Origin of the sequence: Streptomyces sp. NPDC094034 (assembly GCF_040303865.1) — a bacterium.
GTDB lineage: Bacteria > Actinomycetota > Actinomycetes > Streptomycetales > Streptomycetaceae > Streptomyces.
Genome location: NZ_JBEOUD010000080.1, coordinates 1 through 14,485, shown reverse-complemented (window position 1 = coordinate 14,485; position 14,485 = coordinate 1). Strand labels below are relative to the sequence as shown.

General features: G+C 68.8%; 16 protein-coding genes and 3 pseudogenes. 10 read left to right on the top strand and 9 right to left on the bottom strand.

Annotated elements, in window-relative coordinates:
* From ABTZ59_RS36135 to ABTZ59_RS37500, 6 genes are all read right to left on the bottom strand, one after another.
* On the bottom strand, nt 1-809 hold an 809-nt coding region (locus ABTZ59_RS36135), incomplete at its 3' end, for an MBL fold metallo-hydrolase (protein WP_351425227.1).
* Nucleotides 806-1,735 carry a fumarylacetoacetate hydrolase family protein gene (locus ABTZ59_RS36130; RefSeq protein ID WP_351425225.1) on the bottom strand — a complete coding sequence of 310 codons (930 nt, stop codon included), beginning with the start codon at nt 1,733-1,735 and terminating at the stop codon, nt 806-808. The genes ABTZ59_RS36135 and ABTZ59_RS36130, both read right to left, overlap by 4 nt.
* On the bottom strand, nt 1,723-3,234 hold the full coding sequence (locus ABTZ59_RS36125) for an aldehyde dehydrogenase family protein (protein WP_351425221.1): 1,512 nt from the start codon (nt 3,232-3,234) through the stop codon (nt 1,723-1,725). The genes ABTZ59_RS36130 and ABTZ59_RS36125 overlap by 13 nt, the downstream gene beginning before the upstream one ends.
* Entirely contained in the window at nt 3,231-4,004 is a 774-nt protein-coding gene (locus ABTZ59_RS36120) for an amidohydrolase family protein (RefSeq protein ID WP_351425217.1), read from the bottom strand. The genes ABTZ59_RS36125 and ABTZ59_RS36120 overlap by 4 nt, the downstream gene beginning before the upstream one ends.
* A complete protein-coding gene (locus ABTZ59_RS36115) occupies nt 4,005-4,286 on the bottom strand; it encodes a hypothetical protein (RefSeq protein WP_351425214.1) in 282 nt (93 codons plus the stop codon). It lies immediately after the preceding gene.
* 183 nt (nt 4,287-4,469) lie between these two features.
* Nucleotides 4,470-4,844, bottom strand: a complete 375-nt coding sequence (locus ABTZ59_RS37500; protein ID WP_503003861.1) for a Mu transposase domain-containing protein — start codon at nt 4,842-4,844, stop codon at nt 4,470-4,472.
* Between the two features lie 122 nt (nt 4,845-4,966).
* On the opposite strand from ABTZ59_RS37500, the gene ABTZ59_RS36105 reads away from it, so the two are divergent.
* The gene (locus ABTZ59_RS36105) at nt 4,967-5,191 is read left to right on the top strand and encodes a hypothetical protein (protein ID WP_351425208.1); all 225 of its coding nucleotides are present in this window, start codon (nt 4,967-4,969) and stop codon (nt 5,189-5,191) included.
* Between the two features lie 188 nt (nt 5,192-5,379).
* Complete coding sequence (gene istB / locus ABTZ59_RS36100) at nt 5,380-6,120, top strand: IS21-like element helper ATPase IstB (RefSeq protein WP_351425204.1); 741 nt, start codon at nt 5,380-5,382, stop codon at nt 6,118-6,120.
* A gap of 31 nt (nt 6,121-6,151) precedes the next feature.
* Here istB and ABTZ59_RS36095 read toward each other — a convergent pair whose 3' ends face one another.
* Entirely contained in the window at nt 6,152-6,643 is a 492-nt protein-coding gene (locus ABTZ59_RS36095; RefSeq protein WP_351425199.1) for a MarR family winged helix-turn-helix transcriptional regulator, read from the bottom strand.
* Between the two features lie 210 nt (nt 6,644-6,853).
* Here ABTZ59_RS36095 and ABTZ59_RS36090 point away from each other — a divergent pair.
* Both ABTZ59_RS36090 and ABTZ59_RS36085 read left to right on the top strand, forming a co-directional pair.
* Nucleotides 6,854-8,122: pseudogene (locus ABTZ59_RS36090) on the top strand (ISL3 family transposase); the annotation flags it as partial.
* A gap of 5 nt (nt 8,123-8,127) precedes the next feature.
* Nucleotides 8,128-8,412 (top strand): transposase, encoded by a 285-nt coding sequence (locus ABTZ59_RS36085; protein WP_351425231.1) that lies wholly within the window; start codon nt 8,128-8,130, stop codon nt 8,410-8,412.
* Between the two features lie 79 nt (nt 8,413-8,491).
* Here the strand turns inward: ABTZ59_RS36085 and ABTZ59_RS36080 are convergent, their stop codons facing one another.
* Entirely contained in the window at nt 8,492-8,977 is a 486-nt protein-coding gene (locus tag ABTZ59_RS36080) for a MarR family winged helix-turn-helix transcriptional regulator (RefSeq protein ID WP_351425196.1), read from the bottom strand.
* A 93-nt stretch (nt 8,978-9,070) separates the two neighbouring features.
* A pseudogene (locus tag ABTZ59_RS36075) lies at nt 9,071-9,241 on the bottom strand (IS5/IS1182 family transposase); the annotation flags it as partial.
* A 741-nt stretch (nt 9,242-9,982) separates the two neighbouring features.
* On the opposite strand from ABTZ59_RS36075, the gene ABTZ59_RS36065 reads away from it, so the two are divergent.
* The 6 genes and pseudogenes from ABTZ59_RS36065 to ABTZ59_RS36045 form a co-directional block, all read left to right on the top strand.
* Nucleotides 9,983-12,055 carry a hypothetical protein gene (locus ABTZ59_RS36065; RefSeq protein WP_351425191.1) on the top strand — a complete coding sequence of 691 codons (2,073 nt, stop codon included), beginning with the start codon at nt 9,983-9,985 and terminating at the stop codon, nt 12,053-12,055.
* A 37-nt stretch (nt 12,056-12,092) separates the two neighbouring features.
* Entirely contained in the window at nt 12,093-12,527 is a 435-nt protein-coding gene (locus ABTZ59_RS36060; protein ID WP_351425188.1) for a hypothetical protein, read from the top strand.
* A gap of 88 nt (nt 12,528-12,615) precedes the next feature.
* Entirely contained in the window at nt 12,616-13,278 is a 663-nt protein-coding gene (locus ABTZ59_RS36055) for a M15 family metallopeptidase (RefSeq protein WP_351425183.1), read from the top strand.
* A gap of 64 nt (nt 13,279-13,342) precedes the next feature.
* Complete coding sequence (locus ABTZ59_RS36050) at nt 13,343-13,624, top strand: DUF8825 domain-containing protein (RefSeq protein ID WP_351425180.1); 282 nt, start codon at nt 13,343-13,345, stop codon at nt 13,622-13,624.
* Nucleotides 13,578-13,679 carry a DUF8825 domain-containing protein gene (locus ABTZ59_RS37495; RefSeq protein WP_503003862.1) on the top strand — a complete coding sequence of 34 codons (102 nt, stop codon included), beginning with the start codon at nt 13,578-13,580 and terminating at the stop codon, nt 13,677-13,679. The genes ABTZ59_RS36050 and ABTZ59_RS37495 overlap by 47 nt, the downstream gene beginning before the upstream one ends.
* A 51-nt stretch (nt 13,680-13,730) precedes the next feature.
* Nucleotides 13,731-14,372: pseudogene (locus ABTZ59_RS36045) on the top strand (IS5 family transposase); the annotation flags it as partial.
* Nucleotides 14,373-14,485 lie beyond the last annotated feature (113 nt).

Sequence of the window (14,485 nt, the reverse complement as noted above, 5' to 3'; positions counted from 1 at the left end):
TGTACTGGACGTACTTGGGCGACTGACGACAACGCGGCGAGGTGCGGTGCCAGGCGTCGCGGGCCCGCGAAGATCGACCGGACAGGACCTAGCCGGGCGATGCCCGCCTGGTCGGTCAGGGGGCCGTGGCCGGGTACGACGACCTCCGCGTCGAGTGCCGCGAGCCGGTCGCAGGCACGCACCCAGTTGGCGACGGGTCCGGCCCACATGACGGGGGTGACGCCGATGAACAGCGGGTCGCCGGCGAACAGCACACCGGCATCCGGAATGTGCGCGACGACGTCGCCCTGCGAGTGGGCCGCCCCCATGGGCAGCAACAGCACGTCCACGCCGCCGAGGTCCACGCTCGTGGGTTCGGTGACCGCGGTGTCGGGCAGCCGGAGCGTGACCTCCTCGAAGTGGAAGCCGCCGAAGCACGCCTGGACGTACGGGCCCAGGACCGGTCCGAGGTCCGCGCTCCGCAGGCTCGCCATGTAGCCCGGGTGCTCGGCGCGCAACGTGCCCTCGGCCTCGGGCGCGGCATGGATGCGGGTCGCCGCGGGCAGCAGTTCGTTGCCGAAGCAGTGATCGCCGTTGCCATGGGTGTTGAGTGCGTCCGTCAGCGGCACAGTGCCCAGCACGGGCGCCATCGCGTCCAGCATCCGCCGAGTCAGACGCAGGTCGTAGAGGGTGTCGACCAGCAGGCCGCCGCGGCTGCCGCGGACCAGCCCCGCATTGCTGTATCCCCAGCCGGCGCTGTGCGCGACCCAGGCCCAGACGTCCTTGGCGACCTGCCGCAGTTCGCCGTCCTGGTGTGCCACCGCGGTCACTTCCGACTCCGACCGGGACGGTCGCCGCGGACGATGCGCTGGCATGTCCGGCCCAGCACGTCGCCCTCCAGGACGACCTCGTTGCCGGGGCGCAGCCAGCCGGAGTACTCGGCAGGCGGTCTGTCGAGGTGCTCCAGCAGACACCCGCCGGGAACGGTGCCGGAGCTGAGCACATCACCCGCGACGAGATCGCTGCCGCGGGAGGCGTACGCGATCAGCTCCGCGAACGTCCAGTCCATGTCGGCCGTCCGGCCGGTCGTCAGCGTCCGGCCGTCCACCTGCGCGGACAGCGTGCACGCCGCCAGTCCACCGAACTCCGCGAACTCGTCCGGAGTAACCAGAGCGGGCCCCAGGGTCGTGGCGCAGTCCTTCGTCTTGGCCAGCCCCAGTCCCCTGCGCATCTCGTCACTCTGGAAGTCGCGCGCGCTCCAGTCGCACATCAGTGTGTAACCGGCGATGCAGGACTCCGCCTCCCGCACGCTCACGTCGCGGCCCGGCCGGCCCAGCACCGCCGCCACCTCCAGCTCCAGGTCGAACCACGCGCAACCCGGTGGTACGGCGACATCCTCGGTCGGCCCGATCACCGCGGCGGGGCTGGAGAAGTAGAAAGCCGGCTCGTCGGTCCACAGGGCGCCCAGGTCGCTGTCGTCCCCCAGAACGCGCCGGCAGTTGCGCAGGTGGTCGAGGAAGCACAGGCCGCTGCGCAGGGACGGCGGTCGCGGGATCGGAGGCAGGAGAACGATCTCATCCACCGCGAACACCTCTGCCGGGCTGCGGGACGCGTTCTCGCCCGCCTCGTCCAGACGCCCGTCCTGCAGCAGGGCGAGGAGGGTCATCCCCGGATCCAGCGCACGGACGGTCCCACCGTCCAGCACGCCGGTGCGCTGCGGGCCGTCGCCGCCGACGCGGAAGCTCACCCAGCGCATGCGGATCCGCCCTTCTGCCCGGACACAACCAGGACCTCGGCCACCGCGCTCCACCGCGGGGACGGGATCTGACCGACAGGCAGGCGGACGGTCTTGCTGTAGCCGAACTCCGCCAGCGTCTCCTTCGCGTGCTCCCGCCCGAAGCCGCTGTGCTTCACGCCGCCGAAAGGGGTGCCGTTCGGGCGCCGGTCGTAGTTGTTGACCGTCACGATCCCGACGTCCAGTCCGTCCGCGACACGCAGGGCGCGCGCGTTGTCGCCGGTGAAGACCGACCCGACCAGGCCGAAGTCCGTGTCGTTGGCGATGGTGACGGCCTCGTCCTCCGTGTCGAACGGAATGACCGTCACGACGGGCCCGAATATCTCCTCCCGCGCGATGCGCATATCGGGACGCACATCGGCGAACACGGTGGGCGCCACGTAGAAACCGCCCGCCAGATGTGCGGCCTCCGGCAGGGCGGCTTCGGCGACGACCCGTGCCCCCTCGCGCCGGCCGAGGGCGAGGTGGTCGAGAACGCTGCGTTGCTGAGCGGCGGTGACCAGCGGGCCGACGTGGGTGCCGGGCTCCAGGCTCGCGCCCACCCGCAGTCTCGCCACCGCCGGACCGAACCGGGCCAGGAACGTCTCGTACACGGGTCGCTCGACCAGCAGCCGGGAGGCCGCCGTGCATGCCTCCCCCTGGTTGAAGAAACCGCCGTCGACCGCCGTCGCCACCGCGGCATCGAGGTCGGCGTCGGCGAACACGATCATCGCGTTCTTTCCCCCGAGCTCCATGACCGCGGGAGTGAGGTTGTCCGCGGCGGCTCTCAGAACGGCGGACCCCGTGGCGGGCGCACCCGTGAAGGACAGTTTGCCGACCAGCGGGTGGGAGACGAGAGCCGCGCCCGCGGCCGAACCGCCGGGCAGTGCGTGCACCACATCGTCGGGAAGAACATCCTGCAGCAGTTCGACGATCCGCAGGATCGTCATCGGGGCCTGCTCCGGCGGTTTGACGACCACGGCGTTACCGACCGCCAGGGCCGGCGCGATCTTCCCGGCGGCGTGAATAGGCGGCCAGTTGAACGGAATGATGCCGGCCACGACTCCATAGGGGGCGAGCACAGTCACGTCGAGCATGTCGGCCGAGGCGCGCGCGGAGCTCGGCAGGTCATGCATCACACCGGCGAAGAACTCGAAGATCGACACGGCTGCCGGGAGATCGTTCAGCCGCGCCTGGCCGAGCGGCTTGCCCACCTCCCGGGCCTCCAACTCGGCCAGCTCGTCGGCGTGCTCACGCACGGCACGGGCGGCCTGCAGCAGGTACTGGCTGCGTTCGGCCACAGGGCGCCTGCTCCAGGAGCGCTGCGCCACCCGGGCAGCCCTCAGCGCCCGGTCGACCTCAGGCGCCCCACCGCCCTGCACGACGACCCACGGCTGACCGGTGGAGGGGTCGTCGACCGTGAACCGGTCAGCGTCGTCGTCCGACGACCATCTGCACCGGACGATGTCTTGACGGGTCATTCCGTTTCCTCTCCGGTTGAATCGGGGACCAGGCCGAGCCGCTCCGCGTTCCGGCCGAGAATCGCGTCGCGCGCGTCGGACGAGACACCCGCACCGTCCAGCCAGGCGACCGGACCGGGCTGCTCCATGTCGTAGGGGAAGTCGCTTCCCAGCAGCACCCTCGAAGGGCCCGCGGCCCGGATGAGCGCGTGCAGAGGGCCGGCCTGATGGACCAGGGAATCGAAATAGACATCCCGCAGATAGGCGCTGGGTGGCTTCCGGCAGCTTCGCGCGTCCGGGCGGACCTGCCAGGCGTGGTCACCGCGTCCCAGGTAGCCGGGGAGGAATCCACCGCCATGGGTGAAGAGCACACGCAGCCGCGGATGCCGGTCCAGCACACCGCCGTGGACGAGATGGGACAGAGCGACCGCGTGCTCGAAGGGCTGGCCCAGGGTGTTGGCGAGATTCCACCGCGCCAGACGTTCGCCGGCGGTGGTGCCCATGGGATGGACGAACAGCAGTGCGCCCAGGTCCTCGGCACGCTTCCACAACGGCGCCAGACGGTCGTCGGAGAAGTCGATGATTCCCGCACCGGCACCGTCGGCTCCGTTGCCGGTGTCGACGGCGTGCGTCGGCAGGGCCACACCGGCGAATCCGTACTCCAGGACAGCATCTTCCAGCGCCCACACCGTGAGGTCCGGATGTTGCAGCGGGACCACCCCGAGCCCGGTCAGCCTGCCCGGGCGCTCGGCGCAATGCGCCGCCACCCCCTCGTGCGCGGCCTCCGTCACCTACCGGGCCAGGGCCGGCGGGGTCCAGGAGTGGTACTGCGCCGGGCTGAGCGAGATCACCTGAACATCCACGCCCGCGGCGTCCATCGCGGCGATGCGGTGATCGACGTCGGTCATCAACGGCATCCGCGCGACCGCCATCGCCGCGGTCACCCGAGCCGACTCCGCACCTTGCACCCGCTCGGCCCGCAGCGCGCTGCCGCGTCGGCCGGGCGCATCGGCCGTCAGGTTCTCGACAGACGGTACGACCACATGGGCATGCACATCGACAACCACTCCCACCGCGCACTCCTCCGAAGGATGAGCGCCCCTCACGGACGCTGCGCCTTCAGCTTCACAGTGCGCACAGCACCGAAGACCGGCGATATTTTTATGCTGAGTATCGGTGCGGCCGATAGGGCTTGATGCAGGGGTGGGTGGCAGGATCGGTCACACGGCTTGGAGGAGCGGTGCGGCCGACCGGATTCACGGTCTGGGCCGGGACGCGATTGCGGGCGTCGGCTCCCCGCGCCAGCCGAAACCAAAGCCCTCCAACGACGCCGAGGCCCGTCCTGGCAGGGACAGGGGATGGCGAGCGACTTCCATCAGCCCGGCCGGGCCCTGCATCCATTCCGGCCGGTGCGCGAGCCGGGACAGGTTCACTACGACGACAAGTTCTTCGCCGTCCGCGCGGACCCAGGCTTCCTGGCCGACCAGGCCCGGCGGGGTCGAGTAGCGGACCGAGCCGAAACGCACGGTCTGGTCCCGCAGTACCTGGCGGGACTCGCCGAGCGCGAGGGTGTGAGGAGCCTGGGGTAGTGGGTGGAGACGGGTGCGTTCGACGTCCAGCGCGCCCGTCATCGACCTGTCGCACTACCCGAACCATCCGCAGGAGGCGGACAGCTTTCCTCGCACTTGGGCCCGGGGCGAAGTCCTGGCTGATCGAGGCCGGTGCCGCAGGCACCACCCGGATCCGGGTGAAGATGGCCGCCGCCGTCGAACTCGCCGCCCTCATCGGCCCTGCCGAGGTCGACCTCGGACTCGGTCTCGCGGCGACCGCGGGCCGGTTCGCCGAGGACGACTTGATGTCCATCATCCAACACCGCCGGCACAGCACCCGATCCGCCGATCTCGTCGTCGCCGACGAGACACACTCCGTCCAGCCCGGCACCTCCGCCTGGGTCGACTTCGGCCGCCCGGCTTCCTGACCCACCGGTTCCGGGCCGCTGCGCGGCGCGGAACCAGAAAGCCCGAACAATCCTCCACAGAAAGGCAGTTGAAGTTGTCCACCACTGCTGTTGCCGATCCGCCCGAGGCCGTTCCCGCCCCGTCCCCGCTTCCGTCTTTTCCGACACCACCGCCAATCCCCATCGAGCTGGAGGCAGTCTTGAGGCGGATGCGGTTTCCGTACTTGCGCCAGGCGGCCCCCGAGGTCCTCGCGACCGCCCGTTCGCAACGCTGGGACCCGGCCGAAGTGGTCCGGATCCTGCTGGAGGAAGAGATCAAGGGCCGGGACAAAGCGACCCGGCGCAACCACCGCCGGCTCGCCCAGCTCCCGTCCGGGAAGACCTTCGACTCCTGGCGGGAAACGGATTCCTCGATCCCGACGCCGACCCAGCACGCGTTGATGACACTCGAGTGGATCTCCCGGGCGGAGAACCTGGCGGTTGCCGGGCCCTCCGGCACAGGGAAGAGCCACCTCGCCGAGGCCCTCGCGAACAAAGCGATCGACGAAGGCATGAAGGTCTGCTGGTTCACGCTGGAATCGCTGACTGCCCACCTCGGGCGGGCGACTGTGGACAACACCGTCGCCAAGGCCGTCGCGAAGATCACCCGGTGCGACCTCATCGTCGTCGACGACATCGGCATGCTGCCCTCAGGCCAGGCGGCCGCTGAGGCGTTCTACCGCGTCATCGACGCCGCCTACGAACGCCGGTCGGTGATCGTCACCTCGAACCTGCACCCGTCAGGCTTCGATTCGATCATGCCCACGGCGCTGGCCACCGCCGCCGTCGACCGGCTCCTGCGCCACGCGCACATCGTCCTCACCGAAGGCTCCAGCCTGCCGCTGACCCAGGCAACCGTCGGCCAGGGCGTCGTCCCGCTGAACCAGCCGGGTCAGAACGTGTCCCCTTGACGAGTTCGTCGATGGACCAAAGAGGCAGAACCTACGAGCCCCCGTTTCCGTCGACGTTGGCGACCATCCTGCGCAGCACCTTGAGCGCGGCTACGTACTCTTCGTCGCTGATGCCCTCGTGGACCACGGTGCGCAGCTCGGTCACCAGCTCGCGCAGCCGCACCCGGGCAGCCTCCCCTGCGTCGGTGAGCTGCAGGCGCTGCCCGGCGTCGATCCGGAGCCAGCCGCGGTGGAGCAGTTGGTCGATGACACGAGCGATCTCGTGCGGCCCGTCCGCGAGGGGCGTCAGCTGGATGACGACCTCCTCGCGGCTCGGCTCCGCGGGCCCGCCGTTCACCCTGTTGAGCACCCAGTACTGCGGCTGCGTGACATCGATCCTGGCCATAGTGTCACGCAGATGCCGGGTGACGGCCGCGTGGGCGAGGCCACTCCAGTATCCGATGGGCTGAGTGGCCAGCATGTCGTCGGTGGCGGCCGGATCAGCCGGCGCCTGGTCGGTGGTGGTGTCAGTCAGCGGTCTCATCATCGCAACGCTATATCCCCATCGCGCCGCCAGCGCAACGGGGCACCAACGCTCACACGCCCCCATCCGAGGGATGAATAGTCGTACCGGACAGGGAGGTCAACTGTCCGCGCACAAGGATCTGAGATGTCCGCTCACCCGGACGGCCGGCTCTGTCGTGATTTCCGTGAAACCTGAGATGTCGATCTTGGCGGCCCGTGATCATTCCGGGTGTCCGTTGATGATCTGTTCGCCGCCCTCTTCCCGCACTTCGCCCTCCTGCACGTCGAGTTGAAGCGGACAACAGGCCGCACCGTCCGGATCCAGGCGCGAGGGCGGGAGCCGTCGGCGGTCTGCCCCGCCTGCGGCACGGTGTCGGAGCGGGTGCACAGCTGCTACGAGCGGAAGATCTCCGACACCGCGATATCGAACCAGCAGACCGTCCTTCACCTGCGGGTTCGCCGGTTCTTCTGCGGCAACGCCGACTGCCCGAAGGGGACGTTCGCCGAGCAGATCCCGGGACTGACCTTCCGGCACGGCCGGTGCACCGCGCTGTTACGCACCATTCGGGAGGCCATCGCGCTGGCCCTCGGAGGCCGGGCCGGCGCCCGGCTCGCCGAGTTCCAGGCGATCGGTGTCGGCAAGGACGCGATGCTGCGGCTCATCCGGGCCCTGCCCGATCCCGAGGTCGGCCGGGTGCGGGTCCTGGGCGTCGACGACTTCGCGCTGAAGAAGGGCCACCACTACGGAACCGTCCTGATCGACATGGAAAACCGCAGGCCAGTGGGCCTGCTGCCAGAGCGGTCCGCCGACGCGTTGGCCGGCTGGCCCACCCGTCACCCAGGGGTTGAGGTCATCTGCCGTGACCGGGCCCGCTACTACGCCGAAGGCGCCGCCGGCGCCGTCCGAGTCGCTGATCGCTTCCACTTGTGGCAGAACCTGGGCGACGCCGCCGAACGGCTCGTCGCCCGACTCCGACCGCAATGGGTCCCGCCCCCGCCGGAGAGACCTGAGGTCACCGTGCCGGAGAAGCCCGAGGGCCCGCGGGCCCAGCGCATCCGGGAACGTCACGCCGCCGTGCACGCGCTGATGGACAAGGGGATGAGTATCGGCGGCATCGTCGCCGAGCTCCGTCTCGACCCGAAGACCGTTCGCAAGAACATGCGGGCGGACACTGCGGAGGAGCTGATCGGCTCCCGGCCGACGGGGCGGCAGAGCAGCCTCGATGGCCATGCTGCCTACCTCGCCGCCCGCTGGGCCGAGGGCTGCACCAGCACCAGCCGCCTCCACCGCGAACTGGCCGACCGCGGACCGACGGTCAGCGAGCGGACCGTCCGTCGCTTCCTGCTGCGGCTCCAGGAGAACGCGAAACCCGCTACCCGGCCGCTGGTCCCGACGGTCCGGGAGGTGACCACCCTGATCCTCACTCACCCCGACAACCGGCCCGAACCCGACCGCGTCGTGCTCAAGGAACTCCGCGACCGCAGCGGCGACTTGGACGCCGCCTGCCAGCTCGTCGCGCGCTTCGCCGAGATCCTCGTCCACCGCCAGAGGGCCGGGAAAAACTCGAGCAGTGGATCCACGACGCCGAGCAGAGCCAGCACCCCGAACTGCGGAGATTCGCCTCCGGGCTCCGCAAGGACTGGGACGCGGTCATGGCCGGCCTCACCCTGCACTGGAACTCCGGCGCCGTCGAAGGCCACGTCAACCGCATCAAGATGCTGAAGCGGCAGATGCTCGGCCGCGCGAACCACGACCTGCTCCGCAAGCGCGTACTCCTCACCCGATGAAGATCAACAAGGAGGGAACACGGAAGTCGCGACAGAGCCACGGCCCGCCGTCCGTTGACACCGGGGCCGCCCGCCCGGATCAGTGGTGCCACGCGTCGCCCTTCACGTTGTGGATCATGCGCTGTAGGACCTTGAGGGCGCGGGCGTACTCTTCGTCCGGAATGCCCTCGTGCACCTGGCGGCGCAGCTCCGACTGCCGTGCCGCCGCACGGGAGTACAGCTCCGCGCCCGACTCGGTCCGCAGCAGGTGCCCGTCCTCGACCTGGGAGACCAGGCCCCGGGCGACGAGGCTGTCGATGTCGCCGGGCAGGTCATCGCCGGGGCCCGGGTAGTAGCTGAGGAATTCGGTCAGCTCCGCGCGGCCCCAGCCCTTCGGGCGCTCGCTGAGGTGGTGCAGGACCCACCAGGCGGGCTGGGTCAGGCCGAGGACGCCGAGCGCGGTCCGGATGTTCTGGACGACGGCCTGCCCGGCCGCGTTGGCCCAGTAGCCGATGGGCTGGGCGATGAGGCCGGCGTCGTCGTGGGAGGGGGCGAAGGGGGCTGCGGTGCTGCTCGAAGTGGTCATGGGAGGAACGTAGAAACTCAACTTGACTTGAGGTCAAGCGCCTTGGAGCAAAGAGTCGGGCCGGACGGCCGACGGGCGGACTTGTCCGGTCGCTCATGTTCGGAGCCAGATAGCGAGGGCTGCGGCTGTTGCGGTGCGAAGACGTAACCGCTTGTCGTATCTGGTCGCGACGGCTCGGTGTTGTTTGAGCCAGTTGATCGCTCGTTCGACGGTGTTGCGTTTCTTGTAGCGCTCCTCGTCGAAGCCGGGTGGCCGTCCGCCGGCACCACACGGAGAGTGTCGCCGGCGTAGATCAGGGTCGAGGTTCCCAGGTTGTTCAGGTCCTGGAGGGCTTTGACGGTCGTGCCGTGCTTCAGGGCGAGCGCGTAGAGGGTGTCACCGGGCCGCAGCACTACCTTCTTCACCGCGGCGGGCTTGAGCGCCTCCTGCCCTGCTCGGGGCCCGGACGGATTGGCCGGCTTCTTCACCGGCTGCTGCGGCAGCGCCAGCAGGGTCTGCGGACGCTCGGGGGCAGTGGGCTGCTCGGGCGCGGGACTCTCCGACCGCCGCGCGGTCGGCGACGACCCGTCCGCGCCGCTCACCGTCAGTCCCGCGCCGAGCAGCAACAACAGCGCGAACAGCACCATCAGGAACGGAACCGCCCACCACACCTCCCGCTGACTGCTCCTGAGCGAGGATCGGCCCCGCGGGCGCCTGTGGGAAGCCGGGGCCACGGCCCGCCTCGACCCCTGTCGTGCGGATATGGGCAACGTCTGCTGTGCCATCACAACCTCCTTCAGTGGCCCCGGAGTCCGTGGCCCGCAAAGGAGGATCTTTCGACTGGAAGGTGTCCCGCCAGATCTTCAGGCGTCCGGGACAGTCCGGGTTCGTCTCCGCCTGGAAATCCCTCTCGCCGTTGAGCGGAATCGAGTGCGGAGAACGCCTCTGACCAGGGCAGACAGATCCGGACTGTCCCGGACGCCGGATTCATTGCCCGGCCGCTCGACGGCCCGCAAGGCTTCTCTCATGAACAGTCCTGCGCACAACCATGAGCTCGAACATCGGGGAGTGCTGCCATGGCCGGCCCGGGCCCAGCGCCGCTGGCCCACGATGTGGCGACTGGCGTTCGTGTCCCTGGTGGCCGCGCTGAGCTACATCCTGGCCGGCCCCACCACCGCCGCGGCCGCCCCGCCCATACCACCGCCCTCAGCGGCGGATTCCCCCTCCGCCAGGCCCGACTCCCGGGACTGGCGCAATCTGCCGGATGGCACCTGGGCAGGCGAGAACGCCTTACGCCTGGACCGCGAAGCGAACGCCGCTGCTGACGACTTCATGCGAACGGCGGCTGAGGCGGAACCTCGTATCACGGAGTCGATGCAGTCCATCACCGCGAAGGTGGACAACGGCAGGCTGATCGGCCTTGAGTACCGGCTCAAGGGCGAGGACTCGCTCAAACGCAAGCTCGCCACGGACATGCTCAAAGACAACATCAACACGACCCACGGCCGGGCCTTGGGCGACATCAAGGACTCCATCCGCTACACGATGGAGGTCCCGGCCGGCAACTACACCAACAGTGTGCAACAGGCGATCAATAACCTGCAGGCGCGGGGCTTCGAGAGCATCACGTTCAAGAACACCTGGGACTCGCCGGGCTACAAGGGCATCAACTCCACATGGCGCGACCCGTTCAGCGGCCAGCCCTTCGAGCTGCAGTTCCATACGGCCGACAGCTTCGCCGTGAAGATGGACAATCACGTCCTCTACGAGAAGGAGCGCCTGCCCGGCCTCTCCCCCGACGAGCGCGCCGCCATCAGGGCCCAGCAGCAGGAAGTCTTCGGCAAGGTCCCGGTGCCGCGCGACGCCGGGGCCGTCAGCCTCGGCATACGCGGGGTGGACGACGGGCCGTCCACGCTCGGCAAGGACATCGACGGGGACGAGGACGGGACGCAGCCGGCCAAGCGCGGCCCGAAGACACCGACGCGCGGCCCGGGTTCCACCAGCGCCAAGACACCGAAGGAGACGGTGACCAGCAGCACCACGCCGTCGCAGAAGAGGGCGATCAGCAGCATGAAGCCTCTCGGCCCGGGGTTCCGCGGCAGCGGTCGCGCCGGGGTTGCCGCGCAGCTCGGTGACCTGGCCGGACAGGCCGTCATGGACTACGTCAGCCGCAAGTACCAGAAGTCTTTTGAGGAGGCGCTGAACGATCCCGCGCGGGCCCAGCGCCTGATCAACGAGCACAACGAGTACGAGGGAATGAACCCGTTCGAACAACTTGTGCGGTCTTTCACAGGCAAGGAGTTCACCGAGGGCGAGCTGGTCCATAACGGGCCCAAACTCATCGAGGTGCGGAAGACGCACGACAGGGTGACGGCCGAGGCCCGCAAGTCCAACGCGGACCCGCTGTACCAGCAGGCCCGCACCGAGTGCGGTGGGTACGACACCTGCGTCACCGAGCGGACCGACAAGCTCCGCAAGCAGAACGCGAGGGCGATCGCGGACTCGACGAAGAAGGCCAAGGAGTCCAACGCAGACCCGCTCTACCAACAGGCCCGCACCGAATGCGGTGGGTACGACACCTGCGTCACCGACCGGACCGCCAAACTCCGCAAGCAGAACGCGAAGGCGATCGCGGACTCCACGAAGAAGGCCAAGGAGTCCAACGCAGACCCGCTCTACCAACAGGCCCGCACCGAATGCGGCGGATACGACACCTGCGTCACCGACCGAGTCGCCAAACTCCGCGCCCAGAAGAAGGACGCCACCGCCAAGAGCGACCAGCTCCGCACCACGGACGTCCACAAGACCACGACCGCCAAGACCGGTCAGACGAACCAGCACAAGTCCCAGAACGCGAAGGCGGTCGCGGACTCCACGAAGAAGGCCAAGGAGTCCAACGCGGACCCGCTGTACCAGCAGGCCCGCAGCGAGTGCGGCGGGTACGACACCTGCGTCACCGACCGAGTCGCCAAACTCCGCGCCCAGAAGAAGGACGCCACGACCGCGACGCCTACCGAGCAGCCCAAGCAGTCTGCGAAGAAGAAGACGCAGACCTCGGACTACCGGGGCAAGGGGGGCGTCAGGGCCGCGGCTGCCTGAGCCTGCGGATCAACGCCGAGCGTGTAATAAGGCCATCGTGCGCGCCGAGGCTGCCCGTTCCGACGAGGAGATCCGCCGGGTCCGGCAGCCGATCCAGCGGGTCGTCGAGGAGGTCGACCGGCTCACCGACGACGAGCGCGCAGAGATCCGGCAGGCCGCCGCGGTCGTCCGCAAGACCCGCCAGGGGTTCCTCCGCATGCCCCGTATCCGCCAGCACCAGCCCGACCCGAGACCGGAACTGACCCGCATGACCTCACTCGATCCGAGCGTCCAGGCCATGGTCGAGGGCCGTCGCGCCGGCACTGACCGACGCTGCCAGCGCGTGCTCACCGCCCTGGCAGCGGCCGGGAAGGACGGCTCCGACTCTGAGATGGGCCAGGTTGCGGCGCGTTATGCATACTCACGCCCACTGAGGAAGTACGTCTCACCCCTCAACATCTCCGGCTCCCCGTATTCCGGCGAGGCCAGGTGACGAAGCGCGCCGACATGCAGCTGAGCGCGATCCGCTAGTGCTGTGACCGGAAGGGTTCACCGGCTGAGTCCTGCGAGATGATCACGTCATGAGTGAGATCGTCTTGATGTCGGATCCGAAGGTTGCCGCCATACCCGTTGCGGAGTGCGGTGAACGTCTCGTAGACGTCCGCCGGGGCAACTCGTTGCTGATCGATTCACGCAAACAGGACTCGGCGAATGCCTACGCGTATCTGCGGGAAGGTGTGGTGGAGCGGCTGACGACGGCCCAGGAGCTTCTCCCTCAGGGCCTGCGACTGCTGTTTGTTGAGGGATATCGGCCACCCTCCCTCCAGCGCGCGTACTTCGAGAAGTACGCCAGCCAGCTGCAGGCCATCCATGCCGACTGGTCCGCCGAGCAGATCCACTCGGCGGCGAGTCGGTACGTATCACCTCCCGACATCGCTCCGCACAGCGCCGGCGCTGCCGTGGACCTCACCCTGGCCGATGCCGAGGGGCGCGAGCTGGACCTGGGCACCCGGATGAACGCTGACCCCGAGGAGAGTAAGGGTGCCTGCTACACCCACGCCGCCAACATCAGCACGGAAGCCCGCGCCAACCGGAAGCTGCTGGGTTCCGTGCTCACCGCCGCGGGGCTGGTGAACTACCCCACCGAGTGGTGGCACTGGTCCTTCGGTGACCGGTATTGGGCTCTGATCACTGGTGAGACCGCAGCCCTCTATGGCCCGAAGGGGATGCCCTCGTCAGCCTGACGGGCACCGGGTTGGTCCGGTGCGCCTCACCGCTCATGGATTCGAACGCATATATGATTCTTGGGTGCCCGCACCCCACGACTTCCCCCAGGACCTCATCGACCACGAGACCGGCCTTCAGCAGACCCGCACCGACTACCAGGCTCTGTGCGCGACCCTGCCCTGGTCCGTCGACCCCGCCCCCGGCTGGGACTCGGACAAGCAGCCCTACAGCAACCGCCAGGCAGACGTGCCCGACAGCCCCGGATACACAGACGAGCAGAAAAAGCGGGAAGCCGAAGCGGCTGGTGGACCTCTCGATCGCCGTCAGCACGCACCCGTACTGGGCGACGCTGGACCACGGTGACGTCGTGGAAGCGCGCATGGAGCTGAAGAAGAACGTGCGCGAGGCCTTGGGCTAGGCGGACCGCGGCTTCCGGCCGGTGGCCTTCTTCGCGGCCGACTTCTTCGCCTTCGGCTCGGGCATGACCTGCTGGCGGCGGCTGGCCGAGTGGACCGAGGCCGGTGTGTGGCCCCGACTGCACGAGGCCCTCCTCGTCAGGCTCCGCAGCGCGAACGCCCTGGACTTCTCCCGGGGGCGGTCGACGGCTCCCACATCCGGGCGTTAAAAGGGGTCCCAAGACGGGACGAAGCCCCGTCGACCGGGGCAGGGCGGGCAGCAAACATCATCTGATCATCGATGCCACCGGTATCCCGCTCGCCGCCACCTTGACCGGCGGCAACCGCAACGACGTCACCCAGCTCATCCCACTCCTGCAGGCCGTGCCGCCGGTGCGGGGCAAGCGGGGTCGGCCCCGTCGCCGCCCCGATGTGGTGCTGGGTGATCGCGGCTACGACCATGACAAGTACCGCCGTCTCGTCTGGGGCCTCGGCATGAAGCCGCTGATCGCCCGCCGCGGCACCGAACATGGCTCCGGCCTGGGCAAGCAACGCTGGGTTGTAGAGCGCGCGCATTCGCCCACCTGCACTGGTTCCGCCGACCGCGGATCCGCTGGGAGGTTCGCGACGACATCCATGAAGCCTTCCTCACCCTTGGACGCGCACTCATCTGCTGGCGGCGACTGCGCGCTCTGGTGACCGATGCCGTGGGCTAGTTAGCCGCCGCTAGCCGGTTAAGACGTCATCTCATTTGGTGAATCTGCGGTAGCAGATGAGGGTGCAGGCGATGCTGGTGAAGGCGAGGAAGTGTTCGGCTTTGCGCTCGTAG

Coding starts and splice junctions, on each gene's coding strand:
- ABTZ59_RS36065 (WP_351425191.1), top strand. CDS start 9,983: ATGAACAGTCCTGCGCACAACCATGAGCTCGAACATCGGGGAGTGCTG.
- ABTZ59_RS36130 (WP_351425225.1), bottom strand. CDS start 1,735: ATGCGCTGGGTGAGCTTCCGCGTCGGCGGCGACGGCCCGCAGCGCACC.
- ABTZ59_RS36125 (WP_351425221.1), bottom strand. CDS start 3,234: ATGACCCGTCAAGACATCGTCCGGTGCAGATGGTCGTCGGACGACGAC.
- ABTZ59_RS36095 (WP_351425199.1), bottom strand. CDS start 6,643: ATGAGACCGCTGACTGACACCACCACCGACCAGGCGCCGGCTGATCCG.
- ABTZ59_RS36080 (WP_351425196.1), bottom strand. CDS start 8,977: ATGACCACTTCGAGCAGCACCGCAGCCCCCTTCGCCCCCTCCCACGAC.
- ABTZ59_RS37500 (WP_503003861.1), bottom strand. CDS start 4,844: ATGACGGGCGCGCTGGACGTCGAACGCACCCGTCTCCACCCACTACCC.
- istB (WP_351425204.1), top strand. CDS start 5,380: ATGCGGTTTCCGTACTTGCGCCAGGCGGCCCCCGAGGTCCTCGCGACC.
- ABTZ59_RS36055 (WP_351425183.1), top strand. CDS start 12,616: ATGAGTGAGATCGTCTTGATGTCGGATCCGAAGGTTGCCGCCATACCC.
- ABTZ59_RS36105 (WP_351425208.1), top strand. CDS start 4,967: ATGGCCGCCGCCGTCGAACTCGCCGCCCTCATCGGCCCTGCCGAGGTC.